Here is an 18942-nt window from a genome sequence, read left to right as displayed (position 1 = left end):
GGGAACCACAATGCCGAGGTGGGGGCTGCCCCGGAAATTAGCGCTGCCGGCCGGCTGGCCGGTGCGATTCAGTCAGGCCGCGCCTTTGACGCTGACGCCCTTTTCGACGAGGAAGTCCTGCAACTCGCCGGCCTGGAACATCTCGCGCACGATGTCGCAACCGCCGACGAATTCGCCCTTCACATAGAGCTGCGGGATGGTCGGCCAGTTCGAATAGTCCTTGATGCCCTGGCGCAATTCGGCCGAGTCGAGCACGTTGACGCCTTTGTAGTCCGCCCCGATGTAATCGAGGATCTGCACCACCTGGCCGGAGAACCCGCATTGCGGGAAGCCGGGCGTGCCCTTCATGAAGAGCACGACGTCGTTGCTCTTCACTTCATTGTCGATGTAGTCGCTGATGCCGGTCATGGACAATCCTTTCACGCCTGTGGGAGTCAGGCTCGAAGCATGTCCTTCAAATAAACCCATAGGGTGGCTGAAACAAGACGTTAGCCGCGACGCTACTTGAATGGCGCAAAGCTTTGGTCCGCCATTGGGCCAATTCGGGCCGGCAGGCCGGACAAATCCCTCCCAGTGACTCCCCCGGTTTCCGGATGCGCATTCGCCAAAATGTAGCTATAGCTAAATCTTGAAGCATGCGCTATTCTTCCTGGCGCGTGGAGGAAGCGGACATGCGCGAAGCGAAATCCTTGCTGGAACACAAGCTCGATCGAAGGCTGCTTCTGGCCGGCGGCTTGGCGGCGGGCGGCACTGCGGTGGTGGCGAGCGCGGCGCGCGGGCAGGGCGGCCACGAGGGTCATGGAACGTCGGCGGCGGTCGAACCGCAACCGGCGCACCTGTCCGCGCATGGGGCGATGATCACGGTCGGCGAGGTCGACGACAGCCGCAACGGTTTCGATCCCGCGAAGCTGCTCGGCGATTGGGAGACCGGAACGGTGTCGATGCTGCCGGATGGGCGAACGCTCCGCACCTTCGAGGTCACGGCCGAGGACAAGGAGATCGAGATCGCGCCCGGCATCCTGTTTCCGGCGTGGACCTATAATGGCCGCGTGCCGGGGCCGTCGCTGCGGGCGACCGAAGGCGATCGTTTGAAAATCGTCTTCCGCAACAACGGCTCGCATCCGCATTCGATGCATTTCCACGGCATTCATGCAGCACGGATGGACGGCGTTCCCGGCGCCGGCCTGATCGGGCCGGGCGAGGAGTTCGTCTACGAGTTCGACGCCAAGCCGTTCGGCTGCCATCTCTATCATTGCCACGCACTGCCGCTGAAGCGGCACATCCAGAAGGGTATGTATGGCGCCTTCGTGGTCGACCCTGACCCCGCCCGGCATCCGGAGCACGAGGCGGTCGTCCGCCCGCGCCTGCTCGGCACGCCCGAGAATGCCGGCTGGCAGGAATTCGTGATGGTGATGAACGCCTTCGACACCAATTTCGACAACGAGAACGAGGTCTATGCCGTCAACACCGTCGCCCATGCCTACGCGAAGAAGCCGATACGGGTGCTGAGGCACAAGCCTGTCCGGATCTATCTTGTCAACCTGGTCGAATTCGACCCAATCAACTCCTTCCATTTGCATGCCAATTTCTTCGACTACTACAATCAGGGCACTACCCTTACCCCGACACTGAAGACCGTCGACCTGATCACGCAATGCCAGGCCGAGCGCGGTATCCTGGAATTCCATTTCAAGGAGCACGAACCCGGGCTCTACATGTTCCATCCGCACCAGTCCGAATTCACCGAACTCGGCTGGTCGGGCATGTTCGACGTCGTGGAGACCGTGTCTTGACCGATGTCGGCCAGACCTCGCGGGATACACAGGCCGGCCGGTCGCGCTGGGCCTCTCTGCTCTGGATCGTACTGCCGCTCGCCGTGCTGGGGCTCGCGGTCGCATGGATGGTTTCTTCCGACCCGCTGTCGGGCTTTCGCAACGGCGCGCCGCCGGTCGAGAACCTCACCTTCGAGCGGACGATACTTGGCAATGACGGCATTCGAATCCTCGTGCGGGCCGGCGGGTCGGAACCGATGACGATCGCGCAGGTCCAGGTCGACGACGCCTACTGGCAATTCACGCAAGATCCGCCGGGGCCGATCGCGCGCGGCGCTACGGCGTGGATCGCGCTGCCATACCCTTGGGTGCTGGGGGAGGCGCATGCGGTCAACGTCGTGACCAGCACCGGGACGACGTTCGGCCATGAGATCGCCGTCGCAGTACCGACGCCGACGGGCGATTCGCCGAGCTTCGCCGGGAAGGCGGTGCTCGGCGCCTTCGTAGGCATCCTGCCCGTGGCGATCGGCCTGATGTTCTATCCGGCGCTTCGCGGAACCGGTCGCGGCGGCATGGATTTCCTCCTGTCGATGACCGTCGGTCTGCTCGCCTTCCTTTTCGTCGACACGCTCGAGGACGCGTTCGAACTGGCCGGCAAAGCAGCCGCCCTGTTCCAGGGGCCGACCCTGATCGTGCTCGCAGCTACCGCCAGCTTCCTCCTGCTCGTGGCGGCGGGCCGGCGCGGGGGAACCCCGACCGGTCTGGCGCTCGCCACCTTTATTGCGCTCGGCATCGGCCTGCACAATCTCGGGGAGGGGCTCGCGATCGGCGCAGCCTTCGCCTCGGGTGCGGCCGGCCTCGGCACTTTCCTGGTTCTCGGCTTTACCTTGCACAACATCACCGAAGGCATCGGCATCGCCGCGCCGATCTTGAAGCAGCGACCGCCGCTCAGCGCTTTCGTCGCACTGACGCTGCTTGCGGGCGGGCCCGCCGTCGTCGGTCTATGGATCGGCAGCCTCGCCTATGCGCCGCAATGGTCGGCGCTGGCGCTGGCGGTAGGCGCCGGGGCGATCCTGCAAGTGATCGTCGAAATGGTTTCGCTGCAGCTTCGCCAGCGCACCGATGGCTCGCGCGCCTTGCTTGCACCGCCCGCAATGGCCGGGCTGGCAGCCGGCGTCGGCTTCATGTATCTGACGGCGATGCTGGTCAAGGTTTGAACTGCGGCTGTGTCAAGGCTCAGTCCGGGACGCTGGTCTGTAGTGCCAGCGCGTGCAACACGCCGCCCATCTTGCCCTTCAGCGCGTCATAGACCATCTGGTGCTGCTGGACACGGCTTTTGCCGCGAAAACTCTCGGCCACTACTTCCGCCGCATAATGGTCGCCATCGCCGGCCAGGTCGCGGATCGTCACCTTGGCGTCCGGAATGCCTTCCTTGATCAGTTTTTCAATGTCGTGGGCATCCATTGCCATGGCAAAATCCTGTTCCAAGCGCGCAGGCTGTGTATGTGACTCGGCGTGAGCCTAAAGCCTTTCCGGCCCGGATTGAAGCCGTTCCGTCGGGTGATGAAGCCTAGGGGTTCTCCTGGCTGGGATGAACCACGCCGTCTTCGGTGATGTCATCGCGCGTCGAATAGGCGCGGCCGAGGCTGAAAACCAGCACGTAAAGAGGGATGTTGATCACCAGGCTGACGACGGGAAGATAGCTCGTCATCCGCCATGCGTTTGAGAAAAAGGCCTGACCGTAGCCGTCGCACGCCAAGGACGAGCCATAGTCCCAAACCGCCCCGACCACCACCGCGACGATGAAGAGCTTGATGCAGGTCGCGATGAGCGATGCCCGCGCCGCCTCCGGAGAAAGCCTGTTCCAGAGCACCAGGCACACGATCGGAACCGCGTAGATCAATGTCTGCGCGATGAGCATCGGCAGCGTGCCGTTGGCCGCCGCAAGGAACTCGGCGCGGGTTTCCAGCCGCGGACAGACCTCGCTCGAGGTCGTCGACAGCAGCAGAAAGACGAACGGGCCGAGGACCCAGAAAAAGAACAGCGATGGCCAAAAGACGGCTGCAAGCAGCGCCTTGGCGGTTAAATCATGTCGCATAAGAAAGGATTTATACGACATGATTTAAGTCTTTTGTCGTAAGCATGTCTCCCGAAACCGCTGCACACTTTCGGGAGACATGCTTCTGGTCAACTGGCCTGGTCCATGAAGCGCGGGAACCAGCCCTCATGGGCGGCGGTCAATTCGCTGACCGAGATCGGCCGTGCGTCACCCAGCTTCAATTCATGCCCGCCGGTGGTGCCGATCCAGGGTGCGAAGATGCCGAGCTTGCCCTGTTGCTCGCGAATCCTGTCCCATTCCCCACTCTGCGGGTCGATCGACAGCGTCAGCAGATAGCGGCCCTGGTCCTCGCCGAACCAGACCGGGATCGGATCGGTGCCGGTGAGCCCTGGAATTGTGGCGCCGATGCCGGAGGCCATCGCCATTTCGGCCAGCGCCACGGCAAGGCCGCCGTCGGAAACGTCATGAGCGGCGGTCACAATGCCGGAAGCAATCAGCGTGCGCACATGGTCGCCGACGCGCTTCTCATGCGCGAGATCGACCGGCGGCGGCGGACCGTCGGCCCGGCCATGGATGTCGCGCATGTAGATCGACTGGCCGAGGTGGCTGCCCCAGCTCGGCGGCGCGCCGACCAGCACGATCATCTGGCCCTCGGCGGCAAAGCCGATGCGCGCCATTTTCGACCAATCGGCGATCAGGCCGACACCGCCGATGGTCGGCGTTGGCAGGATGCCGCGGCCGTTGGTCTCGTTGTAGAGCGAGACGTTGCCCGAGACGATCGGGAAGCCGAGCGCGCGGCAGGCATCGCCGATGCCTTTGATGGCGCCGACGAACTGGCCCATGATCTCGGGCCGCTCCGGATTGCCGAAATTGAGGTTGTCGGTGGCGGCGAGCGGCAAGGCGCCGGTGGCGGTGAGGTTGCGCCAGCATTCGGCCACGGCCTGTTTGCCGCCTTCGTAAGGATCGGCCTCGCAATAGCGCGGCGTGACGTCGGAGGAGAAGGCGAGCGCCTTGGTCGGGTGGCCTTCGACGCGCACGACGCCGGCATCGCCGCCCGGAATCTGCAGCGAATTGCCCTGGATCAGCGTGTCATACTGCTCCCACACCCAGCGGCGCGAGGAGAGGTCCGGCCCGCCGAGCATTTTCAGCAGCGCGTCCGCGACATCGGCCTTCGGCGCATCGTTTGCCGCCAGCGCCGCCGGCTTTTTCGCTTCGACCCAGGGGCGGTCATATTCCGGCGCCTGGTCGCCAAGTTCCTTGATCGGCAAATTGGCGACCTCGTCCCCCTGGTGGATGACGCGGAAGCGCAGATCGTCGGTGGTCTTGCCGACGATGGCGAAATCGAGGCCCCATTTGCGGAAGATCGCCTCGGCTTCCTGTTCCTTCTCGGGGCGCAGCACCATCAGCATGCGCTCCTGGCTTTCCGACAGCATCATTTCATAGGCGCTCATGCGCTCCTCGCGCACCGGCACCTTGTCGAGGTCAAGCTCGATGCCGAGGTCGCCCTTGGCGCCCATCTCGACGGCCGAGCAGGTGAGGCCGGCCGCACCCATATCTTGGATGGCGATGACGGCGCCCGACGCCATCAGCTCGAGGCAGGCTTCCAGCAGGCATTTTTCGGTGAAGGGATCGCCGACCTGCACCGTCGGGCGCTTCTCTTCGATCTTGTCGTCGAATTCGGCCGAAGCCATGGTGGCGCCGCCGACGCCGTCGCGTCCGGTCTTGGCGCCGAGATAGACGACCGGCAGGCCGACGCCCTTGGCCTGCGACAGGAAGATGGCGTCGGTCTTGGCAAGGCCCGCCGCGAAGGCGTTGACCAGGATGTTGCCGTTGTAGCGGGCATCGAAATTGACCTCGCCGCCGACGGTCGGCACGCCGAAGGAATTGCCGTAGCCGCCGACGCCGGAAACCACGCCCGCGACCAAATGCCGGGTCTTGGGATGGTCCGGCGCGCCGAAGCGCAGCGCGTTCATGGCCGCCACCGGCCGCGCGCCCATGGTGAAGACATCGCGCAGGATGCCGCCGACGCCGGTCGCGGCACCCTGATAGGGCTCGATGTAGGAGGGATGGTTGTGGCTCTCCATCTTGAACACGACGCAGTCGCCGTCGCCGATGTCGACCACGCCGGCATTCTCACCCGGACCCTGGATGACCTGCGGGCCGCTGGTCGGCAGCGTGCGCAGCCATTTCTTGGAGGATTTGTAGGAGCAGTGCTCGTTCCACATCGCCGAGAAGATGCCGAGCTCGGTGAAGCTTGGCTCGCGGCCGACCAAATCGAGGATGCGCTGGTATTCGTCAGGCTTCAGCCCATGCGCGGCGACGAGCTCGGGGGTGATCGGCACGGAATTGGAAATGGTCATGAGCGGCGATTTTTGTCCGTGGGGAGAGGGGGCGTTTCTTTGAGTCTCCTCTTATCGCAAGCTTTCTCGCGATACACCCCCACCAGATAGGGAAAATGCCGGAAAACCGCCACTGCCGGCGATGCTCCGAGGCTTGCCGGCTTGATCAGGAAAAACTGTCGTAGCCGGCGCGGCCTTCGTCGAGCAGACGACGGATGACCGCCACGCCGCCGGCGACATCCTTGCTTTGCCGCGGTTGCGACACGCCAAAGCGCACGCCGTGAAAGACCTGCTCGGAGCGGCCGGCCTTGAATTCGTCCTCGTCGTCGATGAGCACGCCTTGCGCGAGGCAGGCGTTCTTGAAGGTGCCGGACAGCCACGGGTCCGGCAAGGTCAGCCAGACGAAGGGCACGTTGTCCCGCGCCTTGACGTCGAACCCCGTCAGCACGTCACGCACGATGGCAAGGCGCGCCTGGATTTCGGCAATGCAGCGCTTGCGGATTTCGCCCGCCTGGCCCGACGTCACCAGCCGCGTGCCGACCTCGGCCAGAAGGAAGGGCAAGCCGCCGGTCATCATCTTATGGGCGACACGGATGCGGTGGCGATAGGCCGGCGGGCAGGAAAGCCAGCCGCCGCGCACGCCGGCCGCGACCGACTTCGATAGACCGCCGGCGACGATCGTGCGCTCGGGCGCATATTCGGCCAGCAGCGGTGTCGGGTCGTCGGTGAGCTCGCCGTAAAGGTCGTCCTCGATCAGGGCGACATTGTACTCGCGCGCAATCTGTGCGATCGCCTGCCGCCGCTCCGCCGACAACGTCACCAAGGTCGGGTTCTTCGCGGTCGGCATCAGGAACATCACCTTTGGATGTTTCTGCGCGCAGACGCGCTCGAAATCGTCCGGATCGATGCCACCCTCGTCAGCCGAAACCAGCGCCGTGCGGCGCCCGATCAGCCCGGCGCTGCGCGCGATCTGTGAATAGGTGAGATGCTCGAAGACCACGTAGTCGCCGGGCATGGTCAGTGCCGCGATCGCCGCCATGACCGCGGCATGGGTGCCAAGCGTCGGCACGATCGAATCGGGCGAGGGGCGGAAGGCATTGCGCGCCAGCCAGCGGCTCCCCGCCTCGTACCAGCGCTCGGGAAAATCCCGCGTATAGCTCGAAATGTCGTGCGGATGCTCCTGCGCCGTGCGCGCCAGCATGTCGGCAATCACCGCGCCCTGGCCGAAATCGGGCGCTGCGGTGCTGTCGAAGCGCAGCTTGCCGCTCGGCGCGTCGATGGCGCGCGTGCCTTGCAAGGCTGGCTCGACATCCGATTTCGGGACCTCCGTGCGCTGTCCAAGCACGTAGGTGCCCCGACCTACCTCGCCGCTCACCAGGCCGCGCTCGCGCAGCAACTGATAGGCCCGGCCGATCGTGCCGACGGTCGTGCCGATGTCATAGGCGAGGTCGCGCTGCGGCGGCAGTTTTGCACCGGCGTCGATAACGCCCTTGTCGATATCTGACTCAATGCTGTCAGCAAGACGCTGATAGAGCGGGCCGGAGCCGGAGGAAAGATCGGGGAGCCAATTTGTCATGGTGACAATTTTCTATATTGCACCGCGAGATGAGTCAATTCATATCGATCTCGCGATTGGCGAGGTACAATCGGGACAAGGCAGGACAACAATGGATACAATCGAGACAATTCGCTATGCTCGCCCGGCTTTTGGCGCGCAGGCCAAGCCCTTGGCCCATCGCGGCTTCGCCGGCCGCCTGGTGGTTGTGCTCCGTTCCATCGCCAGGCAGATCGACCGCATGCTGGAGCGCCGGCGCGGCCGCCTGGCACTCATGGAGATGACGGACGATCAGTTGAAGGACATCGGCATCTCGCGCTGCGACGCCCATCGCGAAGGCATCAAGGCGTTCTGGGAGTGAGGCTTATCCCATCCGGGTTGCGGGGCTTGCCCCGCAACCCGCCTGAGCCGTGATCGATCAGTACGGCAAGCACGCTCAATCCGATGAACAATGCCGTGACGCCCAGGGCCGAGACGGCGACGCTGGCCGCGCCGTTCCTGGCGACGTCGAGGAACGGGTAGGGCACTTCGCCGGCGAAGGGCGCGCGTATCAGCGCGTAAGCGAGATAGGCGAGCGGAGAGATCATCCACCAGGAGATATCGCGCCAGCGCGTCGTGCCATCGGCACCGGCAATGAGCCACCACAATACGAAGATCAACGGCGTAATGTAGTGGAGCAGGATGTCGCAAAGCAGGAATAGGCCTTGCGGTTGCCAAAGCCCCGCCAGCACCGTCCTGTAGACGATGAAGACCAGCGTGATGGCCACCGCCACGCCAGCCCGCAGGCGTTGCCCGGCGAAGGCGGGGAACCAGGCGTAGCCGGCTGGCGAGACCAGTGCCGCATGAACCATCACCGCCGCGATGTTGGTGAGGACAGTGAAGAAGCTGAAATAGAAGACGATCGAGCCGAGCAGGCTGCGTCCCGCCGCCATCGATGCCGGTATGGTGATGGCGAATTGCAGGACAAGCGCAATCAGCCCGATAACCAGTCCCGCGATCTGCAGGAACCGGCCCATCGCAGGGTCACGCGGCAGCCGCGCAGGACGGATTGCCGGCCTGCCAGCGGGCGATGTCGGCACCGATGCGCGCGCCGAGAGGCTCATTCATCAGCGGCCCGAACACGTCGACGCGGCTGGAATTGCCTTGCGCCTGCACGACCAGCAGCGGCTTGCCGCCATAGTGCTTGGCGGGCACGAGCAGGAAGCGCGGCGTGCCGCTGTAGGAATTGAGTTCGTTGGCCATCTGATAGGCCTTGAAAGCCGGATCCTTGCTGGCGATCCAGCATTTATGCGCCGCGATGGCGACCTGTTCCATGGCAAGCAGCGAGGCGCTTTTGCCTGAGGGAACGGGCGAGGTCTTGGGGCCGGACTGGCAGGAAGCCAAGGCGAGCCCCGTGGCGGCCAGGAGAGCAAGGCGAGCAATCGTCAGTCTCATGGCTAGTCCGCCCCCGCCTTCCGATAGGATGTTAAAGAATCAAGCCGCGATGCCGAGGGCGCTTTCGAACAGCGCCCGTCCGTCATTGCCGCCATGCGCGGCTTCGATCAGGTTCTCGGGATGCGGCATCAGGCCGAGCACGTTGCCCTTGTCGTTGACGATGCCGGCAATGTCGTTGATCGAGCCGTTGGGATTGGTGCCGTCGGCATAACGGAACACCACCTGGCCTTGGCCTTCGAGCCGCGCCAGCGTCTCGGCATCGGCGAAATAATTGCCGTCGTGATGCGCGACGGGCGAGCGGATTATCTGTCCGGGCTGGTAGCGGCGGGTGAACATGGTGTTGGCGTTGGCGATCTCAAGCTTCACCTGCCGGCAGACGAACTTCAGCGAGGCGTTGCGCATCAAGGCGCCGGGCAGCAGTCCCGCCTCGACCAGGATCTGAAAACCGTTGCAGACGCCAATGACGGTCACACCCTTGGCGGCCTTTTCGGCGACCGCCCGCATCACTGGCATGCGCGCCGCAATCGCACCGCAGCGCAGATAATCGCCGAAGGAGAAGCCGCCGGGGATAGCGATCAGGTCGACATCGGGAATTTCGGTGTCGGTCTGCCAGACGGTCGCCGGCGCCTGGCCGGAAATCTTGGTCAGCGCCGCGATCATGTCGCGGTCGCGGTTGAGGCCAGGCAGGAGGACGACGGCTGATTTCATTGTCAGGCGATCTCCACCGCGTAGTTCTCAATCACCGTGTTCGCCAGTAGCTTGTCGCACATGGCCTTCAGGTCGGCTTCGGCCTTGGCCTTGTCGGTTCCGGTGAGCTCGATGTCGAACACCTTGCCCTGGCGCACCTGGCCAACGCCGTCGAAACCCAGCCCGGAGAGCGCGTGCTCGATCGCCTTGCCCTGCGGGTCGAGGACGCCGTTCTTGAGGGTGACGGTGATACGGGCTTTCATCGATACTCCTGGGCAAACGGTCGTTTAGGAAAGGGCCTGCCGTTATCCGGCGGCCTGTTAGTCAGTGCTTCAGGCCCTTGGGCGCCTCGGAGGAGGCCACGAGCACGGGACCCGTCGGGCGCGGCGGCTCGTTCTCGTTGATGATGCCGAGGCGGCGGGCGACTTCCTGATAGGCTTCGACCAGGCCGCCCATGTCGCGACGGAAACGGTCCTTGTCGAGCTTGTCCTGGGTCGCGACATCCCACAGCCGGCAGGAATCCGGCGAGATCTCGTCGGCGACGACGATGCGCATCATGTCGCCCTCGAACAGGCGGCCGCATTCGATCTTGAAGTCGACAAGCTGGATGCCGACGCCGAGGAACAGGCCGGAGAGGAAATCGTTGACGCGGAATGGCGAGCGCCATGATGTCGTCGATTTCCTGCGGGCTGGCCCAGCCGAAGGCGGTGATGTGCTCTTCCGACACCATCGGGTCGTCGAGCGCGTCGGCCTTGTAATAGAATTCGATGATCGAGCGCGGCAGCACCGTGCCTTCCTCGATGCCGAGGCGCTTGGACAGCGAGCCGGCGGCGACGTTGCGTACGACGACCTCGAGCGGAATGATCTCGACTTCCTTGATCAATTGCTCGCGCATGTTCAGCCGGCGGATGAAATGGGTCGGGATGCCCATGCGGTTCAAGTGGTTGAAGATGTGCTCGGAAATGCGGTTGTTGAGCACGCCCTTGCCGTCGACCACTTCATGCTTCTTCTTGTTGAATGCGGTGGCATCGTCCTTGAAAAACTGGATCAGCGTCCCCGGCTCAGGTCCCTCATAGAGGATCTTGGCCTTGCCTTCGTAAATGCGGCGGCGATTTTTCATCTGATTATTTCTCTGGATCTGCGGGCAGGGGGCAAGCGACCGGTTCCTGTCCGTCTGCCTAAATTAGTATGGCGAAGGCGGCGTTCAATGCCGGTGTTATCGCAATCGTCTTGTTTGCTCAATCGGCAAATCCCGCGAATCAACCGCTTTCGGAACCGAAATGCCGCAGCGCAGCATGCGAGGAAGCATATTGACCGACCCGCGGCCTTTTGGTTTGTGCTTGCCCATCACACATATTCATCGCCAAGCGAATCGGATTGATCGGAGAGACGTCATGAGCAGCATGAAAGACCGCGAAGAGGGTTTTGAGCGCAAGTTCGTCTTCGACGAGGAACTTCGCTTCAAGGCCTCGGCGCGCCGCAACAAGGCGCTTGGCCTCTGGGCCGCCGAGAAGCTCGGCAAATCCGGCGCCGATGCCGAAGCCTATGCCAAGGAAGTGGTCGTCTCCGATATCGAGGAAGCGGGCGACCACGATGTCTTCCGCAAGATCCGCAAGGATTTCGATGCCGCCGGCGTCAACCAGTCCGACCACCAGATCCGCCGCACCATGGACGAATTGATGGCGCAGGCGATCGAGCACATCAAGAACAGCTGAGGCTGCGCGGGCATGATGTCGCCGGAAAACCGCTCCACGCTTTTCGGTATCGTGCTCTATCCCTTTGTTTTTACGCAATTCCGGACGGAAGGTTACGGCGAAGTCGCCGAACCTAAACGTCACACGCTTTTCCCGGAATTACTCTGACTGGACCAATCGACCGCCCGGCAAAACCGGGCGGTTTTTCTTTGCCTTCACACTGTTTCCGGCCGAAACTGTGGATTGTTAACAAGGAAGTTCCGATGTCGCTCAAATCCCGCCTGGCCGCCGACGAAACGCTTTTCACCGCGTGGTCGGGCGTGCCGGACGCGCTGACGGTCGAGATCATCGCCAAGCAGGGTTTCGATGCTGTCACCCTGGACATGCAGCATGGCGGCCATCACGAGGACAGCGTGCTGCGCGGACTGGTGCCGGTGCTGGCCGCCAACAAGCCGGCGCTGGTGCGTATTCCGGTCGGGCGCTTCGACATGGCGAGCCGCGCGCTCGATTTCGGCGCCGAGGCGGTGATCGCGCCGATGGTGAATTCCGTAGCCGATGCAAGGCAGTTCGCCGCCGCGATGAAATATCCGCCGCTGGGCGAGCGCTCCTGGGGCCCGACCTACGCTTTTCCGCGTCACGGGAAGGGCGATCATGCCGAATGGCTGCGCGATACGAACCAGCGCACCATGGCTTTCGCGATGGTCGAAACGCGGGCGGCCCTCGAGGCGCTGGACGGTATTCTGGATACGCCCGGCATCGACGGCATCTTTGTCGGCCCGTCCGATTTCTCGATCGCCTGGTCGAACGGCGCCACCGTCAGTTCGACGCTGGAAAGCATGATGGACACGGTCGCGTCGATCGCCGAGCGGACGCGCAAGGCGGGCAAACATGCCGCGATCTATGTCATCGAACCGGCGATTGCCGGGCGCGTCGTGTCGATGGGCTTCCGGCTGCTCGCCATGGGCTCGGACCACACGCTGATTTCGCTCGGCGCAAAGACGCTGCTGAAGAGCATGCGGGATTCGATCGGTTCCTGAGGCGTATTGATATTCAGGTGAGACCGGCCTGCAAATGCCGGCTTCCTGCGCTTCCGGTGCTCACGTACTTTAAGTACGCTCCGCTCTGGTTCTCGGAAGCCGCCATTTTGGTCGCTTCGCGCCCGTCCTCGACTCCGGCTCGGCCTGACCTGAATCTCAACACACCTTAGGTCGACTCAGGGTTCTTTCAACTCCGTCAGGAATTTGGCGAAAGTCATCGAACCCTCGGGCCAGGGGCCGAAGCCGGCATCGTGGTTGAGGTGACCGGCCTCGCCGGCATCAATGAACAGCGATCCCCAGGCGGCGGCGATATCCTCGGCGACCTCGAAGGCGCAGAACGGATCGTTGCGGCTGGCGATCACGATTGACGGAAAGGGCAGGGGATCGCGCGAATAAGGGCCGAAAGTCATCAGATGCCTCGGCCTGATTTCCGGGTTGGAGACGTCCGGCGGCGCGACGAAGAAGGCGCCCGCGACCGGCTTCCTGAATTGCGGGATGGCCTGCACCGCGGCCGCGACGCCAAGCGAATGCGCAACGAGAACCACCGGCCGCTCCGCCTCGTTGACTGCGTTCGCCACGCTCGCCGTCCAGTCCTCGCGCACGGGCTTCGTCCACTCCGCCTGCTCGACCCGGCGCGCCGTCGACAGTTTCGACTGCCAGCGGGTCTGCCAGTGCTCGGGGCCGGAATTGGTGTAGCCCGGCACGATCAGGATATCTGCGTCTTTGACTTTCATGGCGCCGATGTAGCGAGCGGCCTTCTCGCCTGCAACCCTGTCGCCAATATCGGTGTGATCACAATTGTGAACAACCTGTTCGATTCTTGCTGCCTTGTGTGAACGATCTCAATAGACGATTTGAAGAGGGAACAAGGAACAAGAGCTGGCGGCCCTGGAAGCCATTTCGGGAATGGATGTCGCCGGAACGGAGAGTTTGATGAGCGAACTGCCTTTTGCCGCCACCACCCCGGTCAGCGTGTCGCGCGTGGGGTTGAAGACGCGCGACGCCGAGAGCCTGGCCTCTTATTACCGCGCCGTCGTCGGCCTGCAGGAGTTGAGCCGCGCCGACGGCGCGATCACGCTTGGTGCTGCCAATCGCCCGCTGCTGGTGCTTGAGCAGGATGCTTCGGCCAAGCCGGATGATCCGCGCAGCGCCGGGCTTTTTCACACCGCTTTCCTGCTGCCGTCGCGCGCCGATCTTGGCCGCTGGATCAGCCACGCCGCCGCCAACCGCATCGGCATCGAGGGCGCGTCCGACCATCTGGTCAGCGAGGCGCTCTATCTGACCGACCCGGAGGGCAACGGCATCGAGATCTATGCCGACCGTCGTCCGCAGGACTGGACATGGAATGGTGACAAGATCGCCATGGCGACCGAGAGGCTGAACCTGCCGGCGGTGGTGGGCAGCGTGCCGGCGGGCGATGCCGGCTGGCAGGGCGCGCCGGAAAACACCATTGTCGGCCATGTGCATCTGCGCGTCGGCCGGCCGGAAGATGCCGAAGCGTGGTGGCATGAGGCGTTCGGCTTCGACACCGTCGCCAAATATGGCAGCCAGGCGGTGTTCCTGTCGTCCGGCCATTACCACCATCATATCGGGGCCAATGCCTGGCAGAGCGCTGGCGCCGGCCGCCGCGATCCGTCCCGCTCCGGCCTCGCCTGGGTCGAGATGCGCTCGGACAATGCGAAGGCCGAGACGAGCCGCGAGGATCCCTGGGGCACGGTGATCAAGACAGTACCAGGGAAGGCGTGAGCAGGCACGTCAAGCGATCAGCGCCGAAGTCGGCGCTGCCCCTCATCCGCTCCTTGGGCACCTTCTCCCCGTAAACGGGCGAACGGGGAGAAAGAATGATCAAGCTTCCCCAAACACCCGCTTGAAGATCGTGTCGACATGCTTGGTGTGGTAGCCGAGGTCGAATTTCTCGCGGACATCGGCTTCGGAAAGGGCTGCGGTGACGTCCTTGTCAGCCAGCAGTTCCTCGAGGAAATCGGCGCCGTGCTCCCAGACTTTCATGGCGTTGCGCTGCACCAGCCGATAGGCATCCTCGCGTGACAGGCCGGCCTGCGTCAGCGCCAGGAGCACGCGTTGCGAATGCACAAGGCCGCGGAACTTGTTGAGGTTCTTCTCCATGTTCTCGGGATAGACGAGCAGCTTGTCGACGACGCCAGTCAGGCGCGCCAGCGCGAAATCCAGCGTCACCGTCGCGTCCGGCCCGATCATACGCTCGACCGACGAATGCGAAATGTCGCGTTCATGCCAGAGCGCCACGTCTTCCATGGCAGGCAGCGCCATCGATCGCACCATCCGGGCAAGGCCGGTGAGGTTTTCGGTCAGCACCGGATTGCGCTTGTGCGGCATCGCCGACGAGCCTTTCTGGCCCGGCGAGAAATATTCTTCCGCTTCCAGCACTTCGGTGCGCTGCAGATGGCGGATCTCGACGGCGAGGCGTTCAACAGACGAGGCGATGACGCCAAGCGTGGCGAAGAACATGGCATGCCGGTCGCGCGGAATCACCTGGGTCGACACCGGCTCCGGCTTCAACCCGAGCTTTGCCGCAACATGCTCTTCGACGTAGGGCTCGATGTTGGCGAAGGTGCCGACCGCGCCGGAGATGGCGCAGGTGGCGATATCTTCCCGCGCATGCACCAGACGCTCGCGACAGCGCGAGAACTCGGCATAGGCCTGCGCCAGCTTGACGCCGAAGGTGGTCGGCTCGGCATGGATGCCGTGGCTGCGGCCGATGGTGACGGTGTCCTTGTGCTCGAAAGCGCGGCGCTTCAGTGCCGCGAGCAGGGCGTCGATGTCGGCAAGCAGGATGTCGCTGGCGCGCGTCAGCTGCACGGCAAGACAGGTGTCGAGCACGTCCGACGAGGTCATGCCCTGGTGGATGAAGCGGGCATCCGGTCCGACGAACTCCGCGAGATGGGTGAGGAAAGCGATGACGTCATGCTTGGTGACGCGTTCGATCTCGTCGATCTTGGCGACATCGAATTTGGCGGCGCCGCCTTTTTCCCAGATGGTCCTTGCCGCTTCCTTCGGGATGACTCCCAACTCCGCCAGCGCATCGCAGGCATGCGCCTCGATCTCGAACCAGATGCGGAAGCGGGTTTCGGGCGACCAGATGGCGACCATTTCCGGCCGGGAATAGCGAGGGATCATCCGTTTTCTAAGTCCTGCCTGGGAGAAGCGTCGGCCGCGTCCTAACAGAGGCAGGCCCAATGCTCAACGCCGCTGCCGCGCAAACCAGATGCTGACCGCGACAAGTGCCGCAAAACCCGCCGGAAAATAGAGCCGCACGCCAAGCGCGAGGAACTGGTAGAGCGCGGTCAGCAGCGTGAAGGCGAACTCGAACGCCCAGGTCAGCGTCAATGCAGGCGCATGCCACTCGGCGTAATAGGAGCGGTATTGCAGCGCGAAGAGGCCGCCGGTGAAGGCGAGTGTCGTCGCCAGGAGGGACACGAATGCCGCGGCCAAGGCTGTTTCCCAATCCCGGCCGCGAGAAACAAGCCTAGCCAGCGTCAGCCCGACCGGAAAGGCGAGCACGCCGCCGAGGCCGTAAAGCAACGCGACAAAGCGGATCCTGTCGGGCGTCTCCCAGGCTGCCAGCAGAAGATTTGCCAGCGCGCTGCCACCCATGGCCATGCCCCAGAGCAAGGTTCCGACAGCAGCCTCGCTTGCCGAAGGAATTGCGGCACGCAGCCGGTCCATGAGACCGTGGCGCAACGGAACTTGCTGCAACGGCGTCATGGGCGGCAAGTCCCGTCGCGCGTCGCATGGCCGCGCAGGCTGGGCGTCATCTGTCTCATCGGCGTCATATCTATCACGCCATGGTGAACGAGACGTGCCGAGCGATGCATCCAATCCGGCGTTCATTTGTTATTGTCGGCCGTCTCGCATCCGAAAGGGCAGATCGCCATCCAGCGGAGGACCAGCATGAGCACCGACATCAGCAAGATACGCGGCCATATGGAAGTGATCGGCGCCGATGGCGTTCATATCGGCACCGTCGACAAGGTCGAAGGCGACCGGATCAAGCTGACCAAGGCCGACAGCGGCATGGGCTCGCATAAAGGCCATCACCACTACATTTCGCTAGCCTTGGTCGCGGAAATCGACGGGCAAAAGGTATGGCTCTCCGCGAATTCCGATGTCGCCGTCACCTTCGAGGAAGAAAAGTCCGATCCGACCTGATCGGCGCCGAGCCAATCAGCGCGACGACCAGACCGGGAACAGATCGCCGTCGGCGGGCGTCGCGGCATGGACCCCGCGGCTGATGGCGCGCGCCATGGTTGCACCGGCCGCCGCGAACAGGTCGATCGCGGCATCGGCGCCGAACTCGATGCCGCTTCTGCCGGTCGCCAAGGCAAACACCAGGTCGCCGTCGGCCGGCGTGTGCGTCGGCCAGATGGCGCGGGCGAAGCCATCATGCGCCGAAATCGCCAGCCGTTTGGCAGCGGCTTTGGTCAGGACGGCATCCGTGGCGATGACGGCGATGGTGGTGCTGCCGGCTTCCCCATGTCCGCCGACGCGCCTGTCGCGGTATTTCAGCAGGATGTTCCTTGCGTCTTCCGGCATAGGCTCGGGATAACCCAGGCCGCCGAACTCGTCACCGATCTCGAAGGGGGCCGCCCAGAAATGGCGCCCGCGGCCGACCGTCACCGAGCCGGTCGGATTGACGGCGGCGAGCGCGCCGATGGTGACACCGCTGTCGAGCACGGTCGAGGCGGAGCCAAGGCCGCCCTTCAGCCCGGAGGTCAGGGCGCCGGTGCCGGCACCCGCGGTGCCGATGGCGAAATCCACCGCTGCCGCCTGCACGGCTTCATAGCCGAGCTCGCGATAGGGCGGATAGCGGCCCCAATCCTTGTCGCCGCCATTGCGCAGGTCGAAAAGGATCGCGGCCGGCACGATCGGCACGCGGAAGCCGCCGACTTCGACACCGATGTCTTTCTCGCGCAGCGCCGCCTGCACGCCGGAGGCGGCGTCGAGGCCGAAGGCGGAGCCGCCGGACAGAACGACGGCATGGATCGTCGCGATCGAGTTCTGCGGCTCGAGCAGATCGGTCTCGCGCGTACCCGGCGCGCCGCCCAGCACCTGAATGCCGGCAACCGCAGGCTCGTCGCACAGCACCACCGTGACGCCGGATTTCAGCCGGGCGTCGGCGGCATTGCCGACGCGAAGGCCGTCAACGTCGGTGATGAGATTGCGCGGACCGGTGCGGAACATCAGTTGTCCTCCAGCAGCACGAAATGCGCGCCGTCGAAGCGGAAGAGGCGGAATGGGGTCTGGCTGAGATCGCCCTTATCATCGAAGCGGATGGTGCCGATCGCGGTCGCGAAATCGTGGCCGGTGAGCGCTTCGCCGAGCGGCTGGCCGGAGCTTTCCGCGCCGGCCAGCGCGGCGTTAGCGACCTCGACCGCGGCATAGGCCGGCAGCGTGTAGCCATCCGGCACGATCTTCTTCGCCCCGAAAGCCTGCACCACCTTGGGATCGGCGACCTCCGCCCATTCGGGCATGGCGATCATCAGAGTGCCGACGGCGTAAGGCACATCGCCCGGCGGCGTGCGCAGGTTCTCGCCGCCGGCGAAGGTTATGCCGGCATTGAGCTGGGCGGCGTCGCGACTCATGATGGCGATATCGTCGCCGTCTCCGCCGGCGAACACCTTGGTGGCGCCGGCCTTCTTCAACCGGCCGATTAATCCGATCTGGTTGTCGAGCTGCGGCCGGAACGTGTCGACGAAAACCGGCTTCAAGGCAGCCTGCTCGGCCGCGGCGCGGAAGGTCTCGGCCATCTCGCGGCCATAAATGGTGCCGTCATCGACGATGGCGAACAGGTCGTCGCGCCAGAGCTGGGTAAGCTTGGCGGCAACCGCGTTGCGCTCATCGTCGCCACGCGGGCCGAGCCGGTAGACCGGCCAGCCGGTCTTGGCGCGCCGGTCCGTCAGGCTTTCGGTGCGCACGCCAACCGTGATGACCGGGATGTTGGCATCCTTCAGGATCGGCAGCGCGGCCTCGATCGCTTCCGTGCAGAGAAAGCCCACCACGACATTGACCTTGGCGTCGACGAAGGCCTTTGCCGCCGCGGCGCCGCCATCGGCGGTGCAGGCGTCGTCCACGACCTTCATGGCGATGCCGTTTGCCCCCGCCGCCATGCCGGCGCCGGCCTCGACCTGCTTGCCGAGGATCGCCGACGGACCGGAAAGCGGCGCGGCAACGCCGACCAGCGTCTCGGCGTCGGCGCTCGCGGCCAGCGACAGCCAGAGCAGCACGGCTGATGTCGTCGTAAGAAGACGCATTCGGGCTAAGAGATCCTCCATGCCGGGAATAAAGTCCCGACACTATTCCAGGAAATGCCTAAAGGGTGGCTAAGCGCC

The 18942-nt window shown here is 64.0% G+C and carries 22 protein-coding genes and 1 pseudogene; 8 read left to right on the top strand and 15 right to left on the bottom strand.

Annotated features, from left to right (window positions below; all coding sequences use genetic code 11):
- Positions 1-72: 72 nt before the first annotated feature.
- Complete coding sequence (gene grxD / locus ACVMIM_RS22680) at positions 73-408, bottom strand: Grx4 family monothiol glutaredoxin (RefSeq protein ID WP_040981263.1); 336 nt, start codon at positions 406-408, stop codon at positions 73-75.
- A gap of 263 nt (positions 409-671) precedes the next feature.
- Here grxD and ACVMIM_RS22675 point away from each other — a divergent pair, with 263 nt between their 5' ends.
- A complete protein-coding gene (locus tag ACVMIM_RS22675; RefSeq protein WP_476114674.1) occupies positions 672-1793 on the top strand; it encodes a multicopper oxidase domain-containing protein in 1122 nt (373 codons plus the stop codon).
- On the top strand, positions 1790-2989 hold the full coding sequence (locus tag ACVMIM_RS22670; protein ID WP_476114672.1) for a ZIP family metal transporter: 1200 nt from the start codon (positions 1790-1792) through the stop codon (positions 2987-2989). Before ACVMIM_RS22675 ends, ACVMIM_RS22670 begins: the two co-directional genes overlap by 4 nt.
- A 19-nt stretch (positions 2990-3008) precedes the next feature.
- Here the strand turns inward: ACVMIM_RS22670 and ACVMIM_RS22665 are convergent, their stop codons facing one another.
- The 4 genes from ACVMIM_RS22665 to ACVMIM_RS22650 form a co-directional block, all read right to left on the bottom strand.
- A complete protein-coding gene (locus ACVMIM_RS22665) occupies positions 3009-3242 on the bottom strand; it encodes a BolA/IbaG family iron-sulfur metabolism protein (protein WP_040995401.1) in 234 nt (77 codons plus the stop codon).
- A gap of 100 nt (positions 3243-3342) precedes the next feature.
- Positions 3343-3870, bottom strand: a complete 528-nt coding sequence (locus tag ACVMIM_RS22660; protein WP_476114670.1) for a hypothetical protein — start codon at positions 3868-3870, stop codon at positions 3343-3345.
- Positions 3871-3959: 89 nt separating this feature from the next.
- The gene (gene purL, locus ACVMIM_RS22655) at positions 3960-6191 is read right to left on the bottom strand and encodes a phosphoribosylformylglycinamidine synthase subunit PurL (RefSeq protein ID WP_476114669.1); all 2232 of its coding nucleotides are present in this window, start codon (positions 6189-6191) and stop codon (positions 3960-3962) included.
- Between the two features lie 145 nt (positions 6192-6336).
- A complete protein-coding gene (locus ACVMIM_RS22650; RefSeq protein WP_476114667.1) occupies positions 6337-7746 on the bottom strand; it encodes an aminotransferase-like domain-containing protein in 1410 nt (469 codons plus the stop codon).
- Positions 7747-7837: 91 nt separating this feature from the next.
- Here ACVMIM_RS22650 and ACVMIM_RS22645 point away from each other — a divergent pair, with 91 nt between their 5' ends.
- Positions 7838-8086: a DUF1127 domain-containing protein gene (locus tag ACVMIM_RS22645; RefSeq protein WP_476117335.1), complete on the top strand. Its 249-nt coding sequence runs from the start codon at positions 7838-7840 to the stop codon at positions 8084-8086.
- On the opposite strand, the gene ACVMIM_RS22640 is transcribed toward ACVMIM_RS22645, so the two are convergent.
- The 5 genes and pseudogenes from ACVMIM_RS22640 to purC all read right to left on the bottom strand — a co-directional run bounded on the left by ACVMIM_RS22640 (position 8067) and on the right by purC (position 10966).
- Positions 8067-8741, bottom strand: a complete 675-nt coding sequence (locus ACVMIM_RS22640; RefSeq protein ID WP_476114666.1) for a Pr6Pr family membrane protein — start codon at positions 8739-8741, stop codon at positions 8067-8069. The two genes, ACVMIM_RS22645 and ACVMIM_RS22640, sit on opposite strands and share 20 nt — an antisense overlap.
- A 7-nt stretch (positions 8742-8748) precedes the next feature.
- Positions 8749-9159, bottom strand: coding sequence for a hypothetical protein (locus tag ACVMIM_RS22635; protein WP_476114664.1), 411 nt, complete (start codon positions 9157-9159; stop codon positions 8749-8751).
- Between the two features lie 39 nt (positions 9160-9198).
- Positions 9199-9867 (bottom strand): phosphoribosylformylglycinamidine synthase subunit PurQ, encoded by a 669-nt coding sequence (gene purQ / locus ACVMIM_RS22630; RefSeq protein WP_476114663.1) that lies wholly within the window; start codon positions 9865-9867, stop codon positions 9199-9201.
- Between the two features lie 2 nt (positions 9868-9869).
- A complete protein-coding gene (gene purS / locus ACVMIM_RS22625) occupies positions 9870-10109 on the bottom strand; it encodes a phosphoribosylformylglycinamidine synthase subunit PurS (protein WP_040995386.1) in 240 nt (79 codons plus the stop codon).
- 61 nt (positions 10110-10170) lie between these two features.
- Positions 10171-10966: pseudogene (purC, locus tag ACVMIM_RS22620) on the bottom strand (phosphoribosylaminoimidazolesuccinocarboxamide synthase).
- Between the two features lie 274 nt (positions 10967-11240).
- On the opposite strand from purC, the gene ACVMIM_RS22615 reads away from it, so the two are divergent.
- The 3 genes from ACVMIM_RS22615 (at position 11241) to ACVMIM_RS22605 (ending at position 12577) form a co-directional block, all read left to right on the top strand.
- Positions 11241-11561, top strand: coding sequence for a DUF1476 domain-containing protein (locus tag ACVMIM_RS22615; protein ID WP_278048893.1), 321 nt, complete (start codon positions 11241-11243; stop codon positions 11559-11561).
- A gap of 12 nt (positions 11562-11573) precedes the next feature.
- Positions 11574-11708: a hypothetical protein gene (locus ACVMIM_RS22610; protein ID WP_476114662.1), complete on the top strand. Its 135-nt coding sequence runs from the start codon at positions 11574-11576 to the stop codon at positions 11706-11708.
- A gap of 95 nt (positions 11709-11803) precedes the next feature.
- Entirely contained in the window at positions 11804-12577 is a 774-nt protein-coding gene (locus ACVMIM_RS22605) for an HpcH/HpaI aldolase family protein (protein ID WP_040995380.1), read from the top strand.
- Between the two features lie 176 nt (positions 12578-12753).
- On the opposite strand, the gene ACVMIM_RS22600 is transcribed toward ACVMIM_RS22605, so the two are convergent.
- A complete protein-coding gene (locus ACVMIM_RS22600) occupies positions 12754-13311 on the bottom strand; it encodes an RBBP9/YdeN family alpha/beta hydrolase (protein WP_040995268.1) in 558 nt (185 codons plus the stop codon).
- 199 nt (positions 13312-13510) lie between these two features.
- On the opposite strand from ACVMIM_RS22600, the gene ACVMIM_RS22595 reads away from it, so the two are divergent.
- On the top strand, positions 13511-14323 hold the full coding sequence (locus ACVMIM_RS22595) for a VOC family protein (protein ID WP_476114660.1): 813 nt from the start codon (positions 13511-13513) through the stop codon (positions 14321-14323).
- Between the two features lie 99 nt (positions 14324-14422).
- Here ACVMIM_RS22595 and purB read toward each other — a convergent pair whose 3' ends face one another.
- Both purB and ACVMIM_RS22585 read right to left on the bottom strand, forming a co-directional pair.
- Positions 14423-15730, bottom strand: coding sequence for an adenylosuccinate lyase (purB, locus tag ACVMIM_RS22590; RefSeq protein WP_476114659.1), 1308 nt, complete (start codon positions 15728-15730; stop codon positions 14423-14425).
- 63 nt (positions 15731-15793) lie between these two features.
- Entirely contained in the window at positions 15794-16318 is a 525-nt protein-coding gene (locus ACVMIM_RS22585) for a hypothetical protein (protein ID WP_476114657.1), read from the bottom strand.
- A gap of 186 nt (positions 16319-16504) precedes the next feature.
- On the opposite strand from ACVMIM_RS22585, the gene ACVMIM_RS22580 reads away from it, so the two are divergent.
- Positions 16505-16762: a DUF2171 domain-containing protein gene (locus ACVMIM_RS22580; protein ID WP_040982323.1), complete on the top strand. Its 258-nt coding sequence runs from the start codon at positions 16505-16507 to the stop codon at positions 16760-16762.
- 15 nt (positions 16763-16777) lie between these two features.
- Here ACVMIM_RS22580 and ACVMIM_RS22575 read toward each other — a convergent pair whose 3' ends face one another.
- Positions 16778-17794, bottom strand: a complete 1017-nt coding sequence (locus ACVMIM_RS22575) for a P1 family peptidase (protein ID WP_476114655.1) — start codon at positions 17792-17794, stop codon at positions 16778-16780.
- On the bottom strand, positions 17794-18864 hold the full coding sequence (locus ACVMIM_RS22570) for a branched-chain amino acid ABC transporter substrate-binding protein (RefSeq protein ID WP_476114654.1): 1071 nt from the start codon (positions 18862-18864) through the stop codon (positions 17794-17796). Before ACVMIM_RS22570 ends, ACVMIM_RS22575 begins: the two co-directional genes overlap by 1 nt.
- Positions 18865-18942 lie beyond the last annotated feature (78 nt).

It is taken from the genome of Mesorhizobium sp. USDA 4413 (genome assembly GCF_056280365.1).
This window is presented reverse-complemented; position numbering and strand designations above follow the sequence as displayed.

Bases quoted from the DNA above. Each gene is read 5' to 3' on its own strand.
- grxD (WP_040981263.1), bottom strand. From the start codon at position 408: ATGACCGGCATCAGCGACTACATCGACAATGAAGTGAAGAGCAACGAC.
- ACVMIM_RS22675 (WP_476114674.1), top strand. From the start codon at position 672: ATGCGCGAAGCGAAATCCTTGCTGGAACACAAGCTCGATCGAAGGCTG.
- ACVMIM_RS22665 (WP_040995401.1), bottom strand. From the start codon at position 3,242: ATGGCAATGGATGCCCACGACATTGAAAAACTGATCAAGGAAGGCATT.
- ACVMIM_RS22660 (WP_476114670.1), bottom strand. From the start codon at position 3,870: ATGCGACATGATTTAACCGCCAAGGCGCTGCTTGCAGCCGTCTTTTGG.
- purL (WP_476114669.1), bottom strand. From the start codon at position 6,191: ATGACCATTTCCAATTCCGTGCCGATCACCCCCGAGCTCGTCGCCGCG.
- ACVMIM_RS22650 (WP_476114667.1), bottom strand. From the start codon at position 7,746: ATGACAAATTGGCTCCCCGATCTTTCCTCCGGCTCCGGCCCGCTCTAT.
- ACVMIM_RS22645 (WP_476117335.1), top strand. From the start codon at position 7,838: ATGGATACAATCGAGACAATTCGCTATGCTCGCCCGGCTTTTGGCGCG.
- ACVMIM_RS22640 (WP_476114666.1), bottom strand. From the start codon at position 8,741: ATGGGCCGGTTCCTGCAGATCGCGGGACTGGTTATCGGGCTGATTGCG.
- ACVMIM_RS22635 (WP_476114664.1), bottom strand. From the start codon at position 9,159: ATGAGACTGACGATTGCTCGCCTTGCTCTCCTGGCCGCCACGGGGCTC.
- purQ (WP_476114663.1), bottom strand. From the start codon at position 9,867: ATGAAATCAGCCGTCGTCCTCCTGCCTGGCCTCAACCGCGACCGCGAC.
- purS (WP_040995386.1), bottom strand. From the start codon at position 10,109: ATGAAAGCCCGTATCACCGTCACCCTCAAGAACGGCGTCCTCGACCCG.
- ACVMIM_RS22615 (WP_278048893.1), top strand. From the start codon at position 11,241: ATGAGCAGCATGAAAGACCGCGAAGAGGGTTTTGAGCGCAAGTTCGTC.
- ACVMIM_RS22610 (WP_476114662.1), top strand. From the start codon at position 11,574: ATGATGTCGCCGGAAAACCGCTCCACGCTTTTCGGTATCGTGCTCTAT.
- ACVMIM_RS22605 (WP_040995380.1), top strand. From the start codon at position 11,804: ATGTCGCTCAAATCCCGCCTGGCCGCCGACGAAACGCTTTTCACCGCG.
- ACVMIM_RS22600 (WP_040995268.1), bottom strand. From the start codon at position 13,311: ATGAAAGTCAAAGACGCAGATATCCTGATCGTGCCGGGCTACACCAAT.
- ACVMIM_RS22595 (WP_476114660.1), top strand. From the start codon at position 13,511: ATGAGCGAACTGCCTTTTGCCGCCACCACCCCGGTCAGCGTGTCGCGC.
- purB (WP_476114659.1), bottom strand. From the start codon at position 15,730: ATGATCCCTCGCTATTCCCGGCCGGAAATGGTCGCCATCTGGTCGCCC.
- ACVMIM_RS22585 (WP_476114657.1), bottom strand. From the start codon at position 16,318: ATGACGCCGTTGCAGCAAGTTCCGTTGCGCCACGGTCTCATGGACCGG.
- ACVMIM_RS22580 (WP_040982323.1), top strand. From the start codon at position 16,505: ATGAGCACCGACATCAGCAAGATACGCGGCCATATGGAAGTGATCGGC.
- ACVMIM_RS22575 (WP_476114655.1), bottom strand. From the start codon at position 17,794: ATGTTCCGCACCGGTCCGCGCAATCTCATCACCGACGTTGACGGCCTT.
- ACVMIM_RS22570 (WP_476114654.1), bottom strand. From the start codon at position 18,864: ATGCGTCTTCTTACGACGACATCAGCCGTGCTGCTCTGGCTGTCGCTG.